The sequence below is a fragment of the Prosthecobacter sp. genome, assembly GCF_020439865.1.
GTDB lineage: Bacteria > Verrucomicrobiota > Verrucomicrobiia > Verrucomicrobiales > Verrucomicrobiaceae > Prosthecobacter.
Genome location: NZ_JAGRPF010000079.1, coordinates 59003 through 75981, shown reverse-complemented (window position 1 = coordinate 75981; position 16979 = coordinate 59003). Strand labels below are relative to the sequence as shown.

Here is a 16979-nt window from a genome sequence, read left to right as displayed (position 1 = left end):
TGTAATGAAAACCCGCATTACCTCTCGTGCCAACGACAAAAAGAACCGCCGCCAGCACGAGGCCGACGGCGGTTCGAGAATGCGAATCGGAATGGACGGAGTTTACCAGCTCGACTGCGCGGCGGCTTTCTGAATGACCGCTTTCTCCTTGTTGGTGATCACGCCCTGGCCTTTCAGGTCGTTGGTCAGATGCGCCACGCCGCTGACGAAGGCCCCATGGTTACCGGCGGAGGCGGCCAGATCCACGATGAGATCGGTGATCGTGCAGCCGTCATCGAACAGTTCGTTGAACACGAACGTGTCCGTCCCATCAATGACCACGGTCAAACTCAGGTCAGAAGTGTCGCAAGCATCGGCATTGTCGCCCACGCCATCGCCATCGGTGTCTACCGACTCGGTGGGATCAAGCGGGAAGGCGTCACCGTTGTCGCCCACGCCGTCGCCATCGGTATCCGCCCACTCAGTCGGGTCGTTCGGGAAGGCGTCGGCATCGTCGGGATGGCCATCGCCGTCGGTGTCAACGACGGGCAGCACCTCGACGGCTTTCCCGTTCACGATGAGATAGCTGCTGCTGGCCGAAACATAGATGTAGGTGATGCCTCCGGGGGAGGGTGCCTGCGTGAAGACGTATTCCGGCTGCGTGCCCAGAAAGGCACCGAAGTTGAGTACGATGGCGTTCGAGGGTGAAGAGGTGGTGCTTACAGCCACCATCTGGTGTTCGGGTCCGTAGGTGAGGAGACCAGCCACCAAGTCGAAGGTGTCGGCGACCAGGCCGGCGGCCGGATCAGCGGTGGTGGAGATGTTGACGGTTTCCACCAGGTGGGTGACGTCATTGTAGGTAAAGCCGCCGCTGAGCTGTGCGCCCCCGGCAGTCGTCGTGCCGACAAGTTCATAGGTGCGCGTGGCCGCATGGGCCTGCGTGAGTCCGGCCAGCAGGAGTCCTGCCGCCATGCATGCGCCGAGGAGGCGCGGTGTGTTCATCATGTTTGTGTTCATGGGTATGCTCTTTCTTTGTTTGGTTGGTGGTGTGAGTGATTGACGCGCCACAGCAGCGTAGTGCGACGAGGTGCGGTGTTTGCTGACAAAAAATAGAAAGCCGGGATCGAACGCAGAGCGTCGCCAGCAGGTCAGCGGAATGTGATCGGGTGAAGGTGGGGGTGAGATGCGGATGTATCCCCGGAGGGATGCCGCGACGACCTTCGTTAAACCCCGTCTTCACCGTTGAATCGGCGAGATGAAAGGAAACCCGGAACAGCTCGTGAAGAGGCAGAATTCAAACCTCTCTGAGCAGCAGTAAGGCGAGTGTGACCAGTCGGGCAAGTCCATCGGCAGGCTACGATCGAAAACAGCGGCTGCCGCCACAAGACGGCGAGCACGCTACATCCCGCCGGCTCTGGCTGTCGTGCGGGAAAAGACGTGGCGCCCTCGGCATCGACAGTCTCGCCCAGCTTGTCTGTGTGATCGCCATGAATGAAAAGCTGTGGTGACTTCACGATCTCGCGTGAAGTATCATCAAATTCCGCACCGTTTGGAAGAGTGTCAGTCCGCCTTCCATGCTTTCCTCCGCCGAACATCTCTCGCCCGCAGGCCATCACCTGCTCGACCGTCGCCGCTTCCTGACGAGCAGTGCGACGGCGCTCGGTTCGATCGCGTTGACGCGCTTGTTGGCAGCTGATGGCTTATTGATCGATCCCGCACGGCCGTATGCGCCGCGAAAGCCGCATTTTGCACCGAAGGCTAAGAACGTCGTCGTCATCTTCTGCGCGGGTGCGGTGAGCCAGCTCGAGACGTGGGACTACAAGCCCGAACTCATCAAGTGGGACGACAAACCGCTGCCCGGTGGCCCGGCGGTGACGTTTCAAGGTCCCGCAGGCAATCTCGCACGGCCGCAGTATGCCTTCCGACCACGTGGACAGACCGGCAAATGGGTCAGCGACATGATTCCGCATCTCGCGGAGCTCACGGACGACATCGCGTTCATCCACTCGCTCACCAGCAAGTCGAACACGCACGGTCCTGCGGAGAATTTTCTCTCCACCGGCTTCACGCTCGATGGATTTCCCTCGCTTGGCTCGTGGGTGACGTATGCGCTCGGTAGCGAGAACCAGGATCTGCCGAGCTACGTCGCGATCCCCGATCCACGTGGCGTGCCGCAGAACGGTGCGAACAACTGGGGCCCGGGATTCCTCCCCGCCGCCTTCCAAGGCACCACGATGAGTTCGAAGAGCCCCGTGCGGCATCTCTCCGCGCCCGGTGTGTCCGCGCAGGCCGATCAAGCCGCGCGTTCGTTGCTGCAAAAGATGAACGCACGCCATCTGGAGGCGAATCCCGGCGATCAAAAGCTCGCCGCGCGCATCGCCAGCTACGAACTCGCCGCGCGCATGCAACTCAGCGTCCCGGAGATCAACGATCTGAGCACCGAACCCGCACACATTTTGAAGATGTATGGCGCGGATGATTCCAAGAACGCCGACAAGGCCGCCTTCGCGAAGAATTGCATCCTCGCTCGCCGCCTCATCGAGCGTGGCGTGCGCTGTGTGCAGCTTTTCAACGGCGCGTATGCCAGTGGCGGCAAACTCAACTGGGACGGCCACAGCGATCTCAAGGCACAGTATGACGTGCACGCCAACATCCTCGATCAGCCCGCCGCGGCGTTGATCCGCGATCTGAAACAACGCGGCCTGCTGCAGGACACGCTCGTCGTGTGGTGCACCGAGTTCGGTCGCATGCCCTTCTTCCAAAAAGGCGCGAAGGGTCGCGATCACAATCCGGACGGCTTCACCTGCTGGCTCACTGGCGCTGGCGTGAAGCCTGGCGTCAGCCACGGCGTCACCGATGAACTCGGCCAGAAGGCCATCGAGGACGTTCATCCGCTCTATCACTTCAACGCCACGATCCTCCATCTGCTCGGACTCGACTTCGAACGCCTCACCTTCGAGCACAACGGCATCCAGCGCCGCCTCACGAACGTGGAGGGCAAAGTGATTCCAGAAGTGCTCGCGTGACGCGACGCGTCACACTTCAGGCGACAGTTCGACGCTGTGAAGCTTCGTGCCGTCGATGTTGTGAAGGCTGACCGTCATCGCACCACTTGCGCCGTCGATTTTCACCGCACCGAAGAACTGCAGGCCCTCCTTCGGCGAACGATTGGGCTTCATGCCTTTCGGGATGCCGGTGAACTTCACCTCTGGACCAAAGGTGTTGTCCATCTCACCAGGACCAAAGGTTCCCGCATTGAGCGGACCGGCCACGAACTCCCAGAACGGTTCAAAGTCCGTGAACTGCGCCCGTGCGGGATTGTAGTGGTGCGCGGCGCAGTAATGCACGTCCGCCGTCACCCAGACCACGTTCTTGATGCGGTTCTTTTTGATGAAACTGAGCAGTCCGGCGAGTTCCAGCTCACGTCCCAGTGCCGGACCATCGCCATTGGCGAACGCCTCGAAATTCGCGCCGTCTTTGACCACAATCCCAACGGGCATGTCGCTGGCAATGACCTTCCACGTTGCTTTCGAAGACAGCAGCCGCTGCTTCACCCATTCCAGTTGCGCCGATCCAAGGAATTTCGTCTCGTCACTCGGGTTCGTCTGTCGGTTGGGCGTATTCACGCCTCGGTAGCTGCGCTCATCGAGCATGATCACATCCAGCAACGGTCCGCGCTTGAAAGAGCGGAAGATTCGCTCCGGATCGGATGCATCAAACCGCAGCGGCATGTAGTCGAGAAATGCGCGCTTGGCCCGCGCCGCGAGCAGATCGACGCTTTTCACCGTGTAGCGGGCATCATCGTGCAACTGCTGGCCGGGGAACCAGTTGTTCCGCACCTCGTGGTCGTCCCACTGCGCCAGCATGGGAACCTCGGCGTTGAAGCGGCGCAGCTTTTCATCCAGCAGATTGTAGCGATACGCTCCGCGAAACTCATCGAGCGTCTCGGCAACCTTCGACTTCTCCTCGCTTGTGAGGTTCTTCCAAATCTGACCGTCATCGAGTGCTGCCTCGGCCACGATGGCATTGTCCGCATAAATGGTGTCCCCGGAATGGATGAAGAAGTCAGGCTGAAGCCTCCGCATCGATTCAAAGATCTTCATCCCACCGAACTCGGGGTTGATGCCCCATCCCTGCCCGCATACATCGCCGCCCCACACAAAGCTCACATCGCGACGCCCGTCTGGAATCGTGTTGAAACTGCCCGTCACCGGCTCGCTAAGCACCTTCGAGTCTTCGAGCGACTGAAACTGCACGCGATAGAACACACGCTGCCCTGCCGGAAGACCGTTCAGATCCATCCGTGTCGTGAAGTCACTCGTTTCCAAAGCCGCCGGTCCCACGATGCGCCGCGCATCTTTGAAGGACTCTGTTGTCGCGCACTCCACGATCATCCGCGCCGCCCGGTCCGCCCGGCTCCAAATGATCGCACCGTCAGCAGTCACATCGCCGCTCTGCACGCCGAACGGAATCTTCGGTCGAAGATTGTCAGAAGTCACAATCGCCGGAGCGGCGAATGATGCTCCGCGCAGCATGGTTCCGGCTGCCAATGGCATGGATCGAGACAGGAAAGAGCGGCGGTTCATCATAGCGCCCATTCTGCCCACCGCTCACTCACGCCGCAACTTCCAGTCAGCCGATAAATGACAAGATTTCGTCTCGTGACGGAATCGAAGGCTGCGCGCCCGCTTTCAGTGTCGCCAGTGCTCCGGCGGCGTTCGCGAAGGCAACGTCACCCGAAACGGCAAACGCACCCGCAAACGTGTCTCCCGCGCCCACCGTGTCCACGGGCGTGACCTTTGGTGGCAAAACCTCGCCCACACCTGCCTCCGTGATGCTCAACGTGCTCTCCGCGCCTCGCGTGATGATCAGCTGACGGCACTTCGCCTCTTTCAGATTGTGATTAGGCGTGATTGTCTCCGCTTCGCCTTCATTCACGATCAGCACATCGACTTCGAAGCGATCCGCCAGAAACGCCTCACTCAGCGGCGACGGGTTCAAAATGACTTTCACACCGGCCTCACGCGCGATTTGCGCCGCGCGACGCACCACCGGCAGCGGACACTCAAGCTGCAGCAGCAGCGCATCGGCTCTGCGGATGAGTTCGGCATGCTTGTCGAGGTCGGCGACCGTGATCGCGTGATTCGCGCCCGGATTCACGATGATCGAGTTCTCTCCCGCATCATCCACGGCGATGAAAGCGCTGCCCGTGGTCGTTTCGGAGCGCAAAACGCCCGAAGTATCGATTCCCTCGGCTTTCAGCGCCTCGATGTAGCGCGTGCCGAAATCATCCACGCCCACGCAACCGATCATCGCCACGCGTCCGCCTGCTCGCGCAGCCGCGACGGCCTGATTCGCCCCTTTGCCGCCAAAACACGTCAGCATGCTGCTCGACGTCAGCGTTTCACCCGGCGTAGGAATGCGCGGCACACGCAGCGTGTGATCCACGTTCGACGAACCGACGACGACGATGCTGGGACGCGTTGTTTCCATCACTTCTTCACCGATGGAGGTTCGACGCTGAGTTGCACGATGGCTTCACGCACGCGCGAGGCCTGCTCGGGGCTCATGATGAGGAAGCGGTGCTTGCCTTCGCCTTTCTTCACGGGGCGGAAAAGCGTCGCGGAGTCATCATCGACCTTGATGTTGCCGGGAGGCGAGAGATCGAAGTAACCGCGGTCGGGGTAGATCGCATACAGCACCGCCGTCGGGTCCCAGGTCGGGCGATCGTGCGGCGGCGGGTTGTAGAGGTAGTAGGCCTCCTTGAGCGGATGCTGCGGCATGTAGTTGAGATCCTGCTCGATCACGACATGCGGAAACGCCGCCGCCACGCCAATCTCGAAGCCGCTCCACACCATCGGCGTCGGCCATTCCTTCGCGAGCTTCTGCGCGGCGGGCACATCGAGCTTCACATTGTATTCGAGGTGCCGCGTGTCGAAATTCACCGTCTGAAACGCGCCTGCCATGATGCTGAGCACTTTCACTTTTTTCGCGATGAGCGCCTTCGCCTCCGCATCGTCCATCAGACGCGCCAGATTCGTGAAAAAGCCCACCTGAGCGATCACCACGCTGCCATCCGGCTGCTTCGCGAGGATGTCTTTGATCAAACCGCCTGCCTCGGGTGCGTCGGCGCCGCTTTTGAGATCATGCGGGTAGCGGAAAGAGCCGTCGGGGTTCTTTTCGTCAGCGAGGAGGTTGAATTTGCCAGCTTCCTTCGCCGCGCCGTTGCGCACCACCCCGATGGGCGTGTCGGGATAGCCGTAGAGCGTGTTCACGGCGTCCACGAATGCCGCGGCCTGCGGATGATCCTTCGTGATCGTGACCGCGAGCAGCTCGCACGCGCCGCGCTTCTGCAGATTGTGAATCATGCACAGCGCCATCAGGTCATCGACATCGTTGCCCATGTCGGTGTCAAAGATGAGCTTCACGGGCGCCGCCTGGGCGACGCCGCACAACAAGAGAGAGAGGAGCAGGCACTTCATTTTTGAGGAGGTTGGATGGTGAAATGGACGATGGCTTCCAGTGCGCGGCTTTGCTGCACGGAGGTCATGGTGAGAAATCGATCACGCTGGCTGCCTTTGCCGTTTCTGACAGGGATGAAGCGCGTGAAGCCGTCATCGTGCACTTTCACGCGTCCGGGCTGCGAGAGACCGAAGAAATTGCGATCGGGATACACCGCCTGCAGCACGCTGCTCTCGTCCCAGCATGGACGGTCATGCTCGGGGCCGTTGTGGAGCAGATAGGCCTCTTTGACGATGTGATGCGGCAGATAGCCGAGATCACGCTGAATCACGACACGGGGAAACGGCAGCGCCTCGCCGATCTCGTAGCCGCTCCACACGATGGGCACCTCGTCAGGCCACTGATCGGCCACGGTCTGCATGTAGCCGATGCCGTTGATGACGTTCGCTTCGAGGTGGTAGTTCGTGCCGTTGCAGAACGCGAACGCACCGGCCATGATCGAAAGCGTTTTCACCTTCTGCTTCACCAAATCGATGCCGCCGGGTGATTTGAGCAGGTTCGCCATGTTCGATGCGATGCCGACGCTGATGATCGTGACGCTGTGATCCGGCTGCGCGCGCAACAGATCGCGAATTAATTCCACAGCGTCCTTCGCGTCGTCGTTTCGCTTCAAATCGTGCGGGTAGTCCGGTGAATCGGCCAGCTTGAGATATTTGCTCTCGCGATGTTGCGCCTGGTCATCGCGCGTGACACCCACCGGCAGATCTGGGCGACCGTGGAAGGTGTTTTGCGCGTCCACAAAGCTCGCTGTGAGCGGGTTGTTCTTCGAGATCGTCACGCCGAGAAACTCGCAGGCACCTCGATCCGCCAGTGTGTGGCACATCGCCAGCGCCAACACGTCATCGACATCGCCGGTGATGTCCGTGTCGAAGATGATCTTCGGTTTTTCGGCGAAGAGCGACGCGCCGAAGACGCAGAGAAAGAGAATGAGGCGTTTCATGAGTTATTTGCGTCTCCAGGTGTCTGCGAGCACGGCGGCGATGATGACAGCGCCGGTCACAACGCGTTTCATCGGTTCCGTGGCACCGATTTGAACGAGTCCAGCCTCGAGCGTGGCGATGATGAGAACGCCCATGAAGCTTTTCACGACACTGCCGCGTCCCCCCATCAAACTTGTGCCGCCGACGACGACCGCGGCGATGGCGCTCAATTCGAAACCGACGCCTGCATTCGGATCCGCGCTGCCGAGGCGCGAGCAATTGAAGACAGCAGCCAGCCCCGTCAAAGCGCCGAGCAACACATGCGCCAGGATGCGAGGACGATCCACCGGGACTCCGGAAACGAGCGCAGCCTCACGATTCGCACCGATGGCAATCCAATGACGTCCCATGGGCATCTGCGAAAGCATTACCTGCCCCGCCACGACGATGAGCACGCTGATGATGAAGGCCGGCGAAATGACCAGTCCGCCAAATGGAGCACCCAGCGACTCAATCGAAGCACCGATGTATTTGGTCTGCGAATTCGTCGCGAGGAACGCCAGCCCGCGCGCCATTTCGAGCATCCCGAGCGACACAATAAACGAGGGAAGCCTCAGCTTTACACTCACCGCGCCTGTGGTGCCACCTATCGCGCCGCCCACGAGGATGCTGCCGAGCAAGGCGAGCGGCAGCGCCCACTGCCAGTCGGCCATCATCACACCGACGACCGCACCGCATAACCCGAGTACGGAACCGACGGAGAGATCGATGCCGCCCGTCACCATCACCAGCGTCATGCCCGTGGCGACCAGCGCGAGCGCCGGAATGCGGTTCGCTACAGAGCCCAGCGTCGCCACACTGAAGAAGCTGTCGCGCAGCATGCCGAACAGCAGGATCATCGCCGCAAGCACGGCGAGGAGGATCAGGTAGTCGGCGAAGCGGCGCATGTGTCGTTTGAGTTCCAACTAGCCCATAATCCATCCACCCAGACAGAGTGAGATCACAACAGTTCCCAAGGTGAGCGAGCTGCCGATCAAATCACCATGACCCGCCAAGATGCTCAATGATGAGACGTGGACGTATGGCGACAACAACAGCACCCCAACTGCAATCGCGACAATGCTCAGACATGCATACCACATGCTCCAAAAGGGGTGCCCAAGATACCCTCGCAGGGATCGATGGAGGAGATTCCGCATGTTAGTCGCACAAATTACTTCGTCACCACATCCACCGGCGTTTGCTGATACGCAGGCGCGGACTTGTCCTTGAGGATTTTGAGCGCGGCTTCGATGCCGAAGACGGCGAGCTGGTCGCCGTGCTGGTCGGCGGTGGCGAGGACGCGACCGTCGGCGAGGAGAGGCTTGAGCGCGGCGATGTTGTCGAAGCCGACGATCTGGACCTGACCGGCCCTGCCTGCGGCCTGAACGGCGGCGACGGCGCCGAGGGCCATGTTGTCGTTGGCGCAGAGCAGCGCTTTCACGTTCGGATTCGCGGCGAGGATGCCTGTGGCGACTCCGTTGGCCTTTTCCATCTCCCATTGGCCGCTCTGAGTGCTCACGATCTTCATTCCGGCGGCGTTCATCGCATCTTCAAAGCCCGCCTTGCGCTGCTGACCGTTGAAGGCGGTGGTCACGCCTTCGATGATGGCCACCTCATCACCAGCCTTGAGATTCTTCGCGAGCACCTCACCCACCGCCTTCGCCCCGGCGCGGTTGTCAGGACCGACGAAAGGGATTTGCAGCCCGGCCTGCTTCAGTGTGTCGGCATCGAGTTTGTTGTCGATGTTGATGACGAGCGCACCGGCGTCCTGGGCGCGTTTGAGCACGGTGACGAGCGCCTTCGAATCCGCCGGAGCGATGACGATCGCCTGCACACCCTGCGCGACCATCTGCTCCACCAAACCGACCTGCTCGGCGAGATCCGTTTCATTCTTGATGCCATTCACGACGAGATCGTAGTCGGCGGCATGCGCGGCCTGATGTTTCTTCGCGCCTTCGGCCATGGTCTGGAAAAACTCATTCGCCAGCGACTTCATCACGAGCGCGACCTTGGGCTTGCCCGATGAGGTCGGAGTGGTTGGCGACGATGGTTTGCAGGAGGCAAGGGCCAAAACGGCGACGAGAAAGTAGAAAAAGAGCTTCATGGTTGGCACTCGGGATTGATCCAACGGGAGAAGATGACTGCAACCTTCGTTTTTACCCCGCATGAAGCTGATTTTTGCCCTCCTGTTGATGATTCCTGCTCTGCCCACGTTGGCAGCCGGTCCCAACATCATCGTCATCAATACTGACGATCTCGGCTACGGCGACCTGGGCTGCTACGGCTCGAAGGTGATCGCCACGCCGCGCATCGACCGCATGGCGGCGGAGGGCATGCGATTCACGGATTTCTACGTCGCATCACCGTTCTGCAGTCCGTCGCGTGCCGCGCTTCTGACAGGGCGTCTTCCGGCGCGGTGCGGCGTGCCGTATGTGCTGTTTCCCAGCGAGCACACCGGCCTGCCACCAAACGAGGTGACGATTGCGGAGGTGTTGAAGTCAGCCGGTTATGCAACGGCATGCGTGGGCAAATGGCACCTCGGCTGGCACAAGGAAATGCGTCCGCAGCAGCAGGGTTTCGATGAGTTCTTCGGCCTGCTGCACACCAATGACACCGAGGAATGGAAGGTCGGACTGCCGTTTCATCAGCTCAGCATGTTCGAGCCGATGCAACTGCGTGAGGGCGACCGCGTGGTCGAGTCGCCCGTGGATCTGGCGATGCTGACGCAGCGCTACACGGAACGCGCGCTCGATTACATCCGACGGCGGCGAGAGAAGCCCTTCTTCCTCTATCTGGCGCACACGATGCCGCACATCCCGCAATACGCCTCGCCTGCCTTCGCCGGCAAATCGAAGGACGGCGTGTATGGCGATTCCATTGAGGAGATCGACTGGAGCACCGGGCGCATTCTCGATCTCCTCCACGAACTGCACCTCGACGAGCGCACGCTCGTGATCTTCACCTCCGACAACGGTGCGGGAATGCGAGGCCCCAAACCAAAACCCAATGCCCGTTTCCCCGGACACTCATTCGGGGGAAGCAACGGCCCTCTGCGAGCAGGTAAAGGCTCGACATTCGAAGGCGGCATCCGCGTTCCCTGCATTGCCTGGTGGCCGAAGACGATCGCCGCCGGGCGTGAAGACGCCACGCCGTGGTCAACGCTCGATTTTCTCCCAACCTTCGCGCAGCTCGCGCAAACGCCCTGCCCTGCCGGGGTCACTCTCGACGGCATCGACTCCAGCGGATTGCTGCTCGGAAAACAAACGTCCAAGGAACCGCGGATGCTCTTCCACTACTTCGGTGTGCAGCTTCAAGCCGTGCGCGAAGGCTCTTTGAAGCTCTTCCTGCCGGTGACGAGCCTTCCCGCAAACCGTGTGCCGAGCCTCTGGTTTGAGCACCAGCCGGGATTGTTCGAGCGCCAGCATCGTCTGTGGCCCAAGCCGACACTCTATAATCTGTCCTATGACATCGGCGAGAAGACCGACGACGCTGCCGGGAATTCGGACGCCGTCGCAAGCCTGCTGAAGAAAGCACAGGCGTTCGACGACGAGTTCCAAAAACAAATCCCGCCCGTGCTCTACCTGCCCGGCCCCAAGCCACCCGCTCCCGGCCAGGTTCGCACGCCGGCTGATGACATCGGCGAGTGGCTCAAGCTGACACCGTAAAAGCTCGTTTTCCTCGGCGAATTTACAACTGACACAGCTCCTGCTTTCGAAGGTCTGGGCCGCCCCTCACCTAACCTCTCCCCAGATGGTAGCAGAGGGTGTCTGCAACGCTGTGCGCTGGGGAGAGGGATTTCGCGTTGGAGCCTGCACAAAACGAATCTCCTCTCCCCGCCTTTGATGTCGCTGCTCGTCGATACACTTCGGGGAGAGGTCGGGTGAGGGGCGACAATGAGTTTTCAAACACAACTGAGCATTATTTTGGCACTGCTCCGCATCTCCTCGTGATAACCTTACGGCATGACAGACTCGCCACCATCCACGGAGAACCTCATCCTGCTGCTCACGCAGCATCAGGAGGCGCTGTTCCGCTATATCTTCAGCCTCGTGCCATGCGAGGCGGATGCGCGTGACATCCTGCAGGAGACGAGCGTGGCGCTGTTCCGAAAGTTCGACCAGTATGATGCCACGCGTCCGTTCCTGCCGTGGGCCTATCGGTTCGCGTATCTTCAGGTGCAGAAGCATCGCGAGAAGTCGGCGCGCTCGCCGCTGCTGTTCAGCGATGATGTGATGGACCTGCTCGCCAACGAGCGCACGCACATCGAACCGCAGCTCGACGAACGCCTGCGCCTGCTCGACGGCTGCCTGGGCAAACTCACGCCGCAGGACAAGGAACTCGTCACCAGCCGTTACGCGCTACGCCAGAGCGCTGAGGACATGATGCAGCGCTTCGACATGAGCCGCCGCACACTGTTCCGAAATCTGGAGATGCTGCGCCAGCGTCTGCACGAGTGCGTCACACACCAGCTTCAATCGGAGGGCCTCGCATGAACCTCGAATCCCTCATTCACGCTCGACTCGATGGCGAGCTCACACCGGAGCAGCATGCGCATCTCGAAGAACTCCTTCGCGGAGACTGGCAAGCGCGTCGTCTTTACCTCGAACTCGCCGATCAACACGCGCGCCTGCTCCAACAACCGCAGATTGGCACTGGCAGGCTGCCAAGTCAGGCATCGGCAGCAAAACGATCGCCACGGTGGCAAAAGTTCATCGTCCCATTCGCGGCGGCAGCTGTTGTCGTAGCTGGTTTCATCTTCTGGCCTCGCGAAGCAGCCGTTATCGAAGCCACCTCGAACGGCGTGGCGATTCTGAGCCAGACCTTGGATGCCGAGTTCACGCAAAGCACGCATCGCAGCGGTGAAACGCTCGCGCCCGGCACGCTGAAGCTCGCGAAAGGACTCGCGCAGATCGAGTTCTTCAGCGGCGCGACGGCTTTGATCGAAGGCAATGCGGAGATCGAGGTCATCTCCGCGTGGGAGGCGCGTTGTGTGAGCGGTCGCGTGCGCGTGCATGTGCCGCCTGCGGCAAAGGGTTTCCTCATGCATGCGCCGGACATGAAGCTGGAGGATCTCGGCACCGAGTTTGCGCTGAATGTGAAGGACGGCACGAGCGCCGTGCATGTGTTCGAGGGCGAGGTCATCGCGCACACCGACCAGCCGCCCGCGAGCCTGAAGCAGGGTATGACACTCGGCACCACCAGCGCGGGCTTCCTGCCAGTCGGCGAATTGCAGGACCTCGTGAAACAGCGTGCGGCGCAGCGTTTCGACGTCTGGCAGAAGTGGTCGCTCGAAACACGCAAGGATCCGCGACTCATCGCCTATTACGCCTTCAAGCACTGGCCTGACGACCGCTGGGACCGCCTCGTGAACAACTTCACCGAGCCACGTCGTCCCAATCGCGCAGGCGGAGCTGTCGGTGCGCGTTGGACGCAGGGACGCTGGCCCGGCAAGGAGGCCCTCGAGTTCAAACGGCCCGGTGATCGCGTGCGTTTGAATCTCGACGGCACCTACCACGCGCTTACGCTCGCCTGCTGGGTGAAAGTGGACAGCGTGGACAAGACCTACAACTCGCTGCTGCTCACCGACGGCTACGAGAACGGCGAGCCGCACTGGCAGATCTACGAGGACGGCAGCCTCATGTTCAGCATCGCCTACCGGCCCAACAACCAGATCAAAGCCGGCAAATACAACCAGATGTATTTCAGCCAGCCCGTCTTCACTGCCGACAGCCTCGGCCGCTGGCATCACCTCGCCGTGACCTACGACAGCCAAAGCGGCGAGGTCATCCAGTACTTCGACGGCCATGAAGTGGATCGCGAAGTTTCGTACCTTCATGCCCCTGGCCGCGACATCACCTTCGGCCCCTGCGAGATCGGCAACTGGGGGCTTCCCACCGAAGGCCACCCCTCCCCCATTCGCAATCTGAACGGAGCGATTGATGAATTTGCGATCTACAGCGCCGTTTTATCGACCTCCGAAATCCTGACCATCTACCAACAGGGCAAACCCGAATGAGATTCCTTCTTCCGATCCTTCTAGTCACCACCGCCATCGCTCAACAACCGACCAAGCCGAAAGCCACGCCCGTGAAGCTCGCGCCGGAAGTCGTCGCATCACTCGAAGCGCATCCGGGGCTTGTCTATGCCCGCTATGGCGAACGCGAGATGCAACTCGATCTCTGGCGGCCGAAGGCGGCATCGCAGCCGCTGCCCGCGATCGTTTGCATTCACGGCGGCGGCTGGTTTCAGGGTGATCGCAACTCGATGGCGAATCTGGCGCAGGCACTGGCGGCGAAAGGTTATGTCACCGTCTCGATCAGCTATCGTCTCAGCGGTGAGGCAAAATTCCCCGCCGCGATTCAGGACTGCAAGGCCGCGGTGCGATTCCTCCGTGCGAATGCGGCGAAATACGGCATCCAGAGCGATGCCATCGGCGTCACCGGATTGTCGGCGGGCGGCCACCTCGCAGCGCTGCTAGCCACGAGCGGCGGCGTGAAGGAACTCGAAGGCGACGGTGGCAACGCGGATCAATCCAGCACTGTGCAGGCCTGCGTGGCGATGGGTGCGCAGAGCGATCTCGAAAGCGCCCGCATCGGCGAACTTTCCGCCGCGCCCAACAATCCGCACTACCGCCCCTTCCTCGGCGATTCGCAGGCAAAGATCCCGCAGACCTATGCGATGGCGTCGCCGCGTCATCACCTGGACAAGGCCGATCCGCCGCTGCTCTTCATGGCCGGCGAACTCGATGATCCCAGCACGCACGCCGACGAGACGCGGGCCGACCTGGAGAAACTCGGCATCCCCACCGGCTTCATCAGGATCCCGCAGGCGCCGCATGCCTTCCTCGGCAGACAAACGTCATTCGACATCGGCCTGCAAGCCTGTGCGGAGTTTTTCGCCAAGCACTTGAAGGATCAGTGATCCTGCGTGCGGAAGAGCGATTCTTGCGTCCTTCATTTTAGTCTTGCGACACAAGCCAGACGCTTGGTATGACGGAACCACCATGAGACATTTCCTGTCGCTCCGCCCCTGGCTGCTTCTGCTGGTTCTTGCCAATGATTCTGCATTGAGAGCCCTCCCTCTAAGACCGACGGAGCCTCAGGAACCGGCTTTCCCTGTGGTGGAACCCATTCCAATCAGGGACGGAGCGTTTCTGGAGAAGGATTTCCTCGCGGAAGAACAGGCCTGGGCCCATCGCATGTTGTTGAAGCCTGCACAGGAAAAGTGGCAGAGGCAGCCATGGGCGGATGAGGCCACGGCCTTGGTGGAGGCGGCCTTTGAACAGTTCGCGAAAGACCACGCGGATTCGAACGAGCTCGCCCCACTGGCAGATCGCTTCCGTGAACTGCTCAAAAAGACCAACGAAGATCCACTCCTGCTCGAACTGGGGGCCCGTGCCCTGTTTGCCGAAAAGATGGACTGGCGTGAAGGCAGGCCGCTGCTGGAAAAAGCACTCGAACAGGGCGGACTGAACGGTGCGCTGGAAATGGTGGTGATATACTCGCGCTGGCTGGTGGCGAACAGGGAGGGCATCGACACAGACGATCTCGAGAACCGCTGGTTAAATGCGATTGAGCGGACTCTTTCGGACGGAAGTTACGATGAGGCCACGCACACGGTGCTGGTCCGACATCATGTGCTGGTGCTGAATACCATCAACTTCACCAGGCCGGAACCGCTGGAACACTACAGCCGCACTGTGGACGCCAGCACACTTCCCGACTGGGTGAAATTCACTTTGCGCGGAACCGCTGAGAAGCATCTGGCCTGGGTGAAACGCAGCGATTCATGGGCGTCGGAGGTGAAGGACGAACAGTGGAAGGGCTTTGCCGAACATTTGAAATCCGCACGCGATCTGCTGGGCAAAGCCTCGCGTCTGAGACCTGACCGCCCCGAGGCGGCGTCAACAATGATCGGCGTGGCCATGGGCGAAGGCATGGACCCGACCGAACTGCGCGCATGGTTTGATCGCTCCGTGAGCGCCCAGTTTGACTATGCGCCGGCCTACAAGGCGCTGCTCTATGCCTATCGCCCGCGGTGGAGCGGCAGTCATGCGTTGATGCTGGCCTTCGGCAAAGCCTGCGCGGCCACGAAGCGCTATGATACGATGGTGCCGTCCCAGCTCATGGTCGCCGCAATGGCCGTGACCGAGGAAATCTACAATCCCCACGCTGTCTTCCGCCATCGTGAGGTCCAACAGGCCATGGTGGACATGAGCCGTGGCTATTTGGAAGGCACCGTCTCCTCGCCGCCCCTCATGCGCCATCTGCGGGTGTCCGATGCAGCCATGTGCGCCTTTTTAGCCGACGATGATGCCCTGGCGCAGAAGGCGCTGGATGCCGCCGGCCCGCGCCTTCACCGCAGCACGCGGGATCGGCTGAGCGAAATGCTGATGCACGAAGACTTTCTACGTGCCGAGGTGGCAGCAGACAACGGCGCGTATGGCGAAGCAATTCGCGCCGCAGCCAATCCTGCGCCCAAGACTCCCCTGAGCGACATCCACGCGACATTCATGAAGATCGACGAAAAGGGACTGTCGTCAGATGCGGCTGCCTATCTGCGGGAGGCCAAGGAGATCACAGGCCTTCAAGAGGCGGTCAATGCAGGCGGCTGGGTGGACGTGCATTTCCACAAGCATCTCACCGCGTTCTATCAGTCGGAGGAAGGTGACTGGACTGTGAATCCGGACGGCAGCCTGATCTGCCACGGCACCGATCATCCACGCTCACGATTTGTGCTGAAGGTCCCCATGGAGCCCAACGTGGAGATGAAGGGCGAAATCGCCTTCGACATTCCGGACTCGGTGCAGAGAAGCCAGTTCGGTACCGGCTTTGCGCCCATGATCCACTGGCTGCCAACCTGCACCAGTGGAGTGCGTGCCATGATCTACTATCTGGGCGGCGGTTCCGCCTGCACCAAGGCTTATTGTGACGGCAACGAGAGCACGCCGGACATTCCTTTCAGCCTTCGGGAATGGAACACCTTCAGCATTCGCGCCGCGGATGGGAAGCTGAGCTACGACGTGAACGGTCGCACCATGACCTCCGGCTACGACATGGCACGTCTCGGGCTCGAGACTGAATCCGGCATGCTGGGCTTCAGCGCCTATCGCCTGCCCGTCGGAACCCAGGTGCGAGTTCGCAACGTGAGCATCCGCAAAATCACCGCGGCAGACCTAGGACCGAAAACCTCCTCTCAAGCAGACGGAGGAACATCACTGATCCGGGCTGCGGACTTCGACTGGATCTGGAAAGCCGGATTGATCGGACTGCTGGCTCTCGTGGCTATTTTCATTCCGCGCTTCATGCCCAATCGGGAAGAGTAAGACTCATCAGCCGCCGGCGAACTTCGCTCCTGGGCGAAGGGAGGAGCGGACGTCTCTCAAAGCATTTGAAGAGGCAGGCTGGCTTCACGCGAAGCAAAGCAGTCCTCTCGCTCCGTCGAGAGGAACATAGCGCTCACGCAACCACGAGCGATTGTGATCTTTGAAGCCGTTGGATGTTTGGCTGACGTTTT

Annotated in this window: 13 protein-coding genes and 1 pseudogene; 7 read left to right on the top strand and 7 right to left on the bottom strand. The window is 60.7% G+C overall.

Annotation, left to right across the window (positions count from 1 at the left end; all coding sequences use genetic code 11):
- Nucleotides 1-4 precede the first annotated feature (4 nt).
- On the top strand, nt 5-133 hold the full coding sequence (locus KDL09_RS08900; RefSeq protein WP_294384042.1) for a hypothetical protein: 129 nt from the start codon (nt 5-7) through the stop codon (nt 131-133).
- Here KDL09_RS08900 and KDL09_RS25155 read toward each other — a convergent pair.
- Nucleotides 103-522, bottom strand: a pseudogene (locus tag KDL09_RS25155) (hypothetical protein); the annotation flags it as partial. The gene KDL09_RS08900 and the pseudogene KDL09_RS25155 overlap by 31 nt on opposite strands.
- Before the next feature lie 1031 nt (nt 523-1553).
- Here KDL09_RS25155 and KDL09_RS08890 point away from each other — a divergent pair.
- Nucleotides 1554-3005 carry a DUF1501 domain-containing protein gene (locus tag KDL09_RS08890; protein WP_294384038.1) on the top strand — a complete coding sequence of 484 codons (1452 nt, stop codon included), beginning with the start codon at nt 1554-1556 and terminating at the stop codon, nt 3003-3005.
- Nucleotides 3006-3014: 9 nt separating this feature from the next.
- Here KDL09_RS08890 and KDL09_RS08885 read toward each other — a convergent pair whose 3' ends face one another.
- The 6 genes from KDL09_RS08885 to KDL09_RS08860 all read right to left on the bottom strand — a co-directional run bounded on the left by KDL09_RS08885 (nt 3015) and on the right by KDL09_RS08860 (nt 9567).
- Nucleotides 3015-4535, bottom strand: coding sequence for an alkaline phosphatase D family protein (locus tag KDL09_RS08885; protein WP_294384035.1), 1521 nt, complete (start codon nt 4533-4535; stop codon nt 3015-3017).
- 76 nt (nt 4536-4611) lie between these two features.
- The gene (locus KDL09_RS08880) at nt 4612-5472 is read right to left on the bottom strand and encodes a ribokinase (protein WP_294384034.1); all 861 of its coding nucleotides are present in this window, start codon (nt 5470-5472) and stop codon (nt 4612-4614) included.
- Nucleotides 5472-6461: a nucleoside hydrolase gene (locus KDL09_RS08875; protein ID WP_294384033.1), complete on the bottom strand. Its 990-nt coding sequence runs from the start codon at nt 6459-6461 to the stop codon at nt 5472-5474. Before KDL09_RS08875 ends, KDL09_RS08880 begins: the two co-directional genes overlap by 1 nt.
- Nucleotides 6458-7441 (bottom strand): nucleoside hydrolase, encoded by a 984-nt coding sequence (locus tag KDL09_RS08870; protein ID WP_294384032.1) that lies wholly within the window; start codon nt 7439-7441, stop codon nt 6458-6460. The genes KDL09_RS08875 and KDL09_RS08870 overlap by 4 nt, the downstream gene beginning before the upstream one ends.
- A 3-nt stretch (nt 7442-7444) precedes the next feature.
- Complete coding sequence (locus KDL09_RS08865; protein ID WP_294384031.1) at nt 7445-8368, bottom strand: ABC transporter permease; 924 nt, start codon at nt 8366-8368, stop codon at nt 7445-7447.
- Between the two features lie 266 nt (nt 8369-8634).
- Entirely contained in the window at nt 8635-9567 is a 933-nt protein-coding gene (locus KDL09_RS08860) for a sugar ABC transporter substrate-binding protein (RefSeq protein WP_294384030.1), read from the bottom strand.
- A 61-nt stretch (nt 9568-9628) separates the two neighbouring features.
- Here KDL09_RS08860 and KDL09_RS08855 point away from each other — a divergent pair, with 61 nt between their 5' ends.
- The 5 genes from KDL09_RS08855 (at nt 9629) to KDL09_RS08835 (ending at nt 16788) form a co-directional block, all read left to right on the top strand.
- Entirely contained in the window at nt 9629-11128 is a 1500-nt protein-coding gene (locus tag KDL09_RS08855; RefSeq protein WP_294384029.1) for a sulfatase, read from the top strand.
- A gap of 297 nt (nt 11129-11425) precedes the next feature.
- A complete protein-coding gene (locus KDL09_RS08850) occupies nt 11426-11956 on the top strand; it encodes a sigma-70 family RNA polymerase sigma factor (RefSeq protein ID WP_294384027.1) in 531 nt (176 codons plus the stop codon).
- Nucleotides 11953-13479: a LamG-like jellyroll fold domain-containing protein gene (locus KDL09_RS08845; protein ID WP_294384026.1), complete on the top strand. Its 1527-nt coding sequence runs from the start codon at nt 11953-11955 to the stop codon at nt 13477-13479. The genes KDL09_RS08850 and KDL09_RS08845 overlap by 4 nt, the downstream gene beginning before the upstream one ends.
- Complete coding sequence (locus KDL09_RS08840) at nt 13476-14384, top strand: alpha/beta hydrolase (protein ID WP_294384024.1); 909 nt, start codon at nt 13476-13478, stop codon at nt 14382-14384. Before KDL09_RS08845 ends, KDL09_RS08840 begins: the two co-directional genes overlap by 4 nt.
- A gap of 199 nt (nt 14385-14583) precedes the next feature.
- Nucleotides 14584-16788 carry a hypothetical protein gene (locus tag KDL09_RS08835; protein WP_294384023.1) on the top strand — a complete coding sequence of 735 codons (2205 nt, stop codon included), beginning with the start codon at nt 14584-14586 and terminating at the stop codon, nt 16786-16788.
- Nucleotides 16789-16979: the final 191 nt, after the last annotated feature.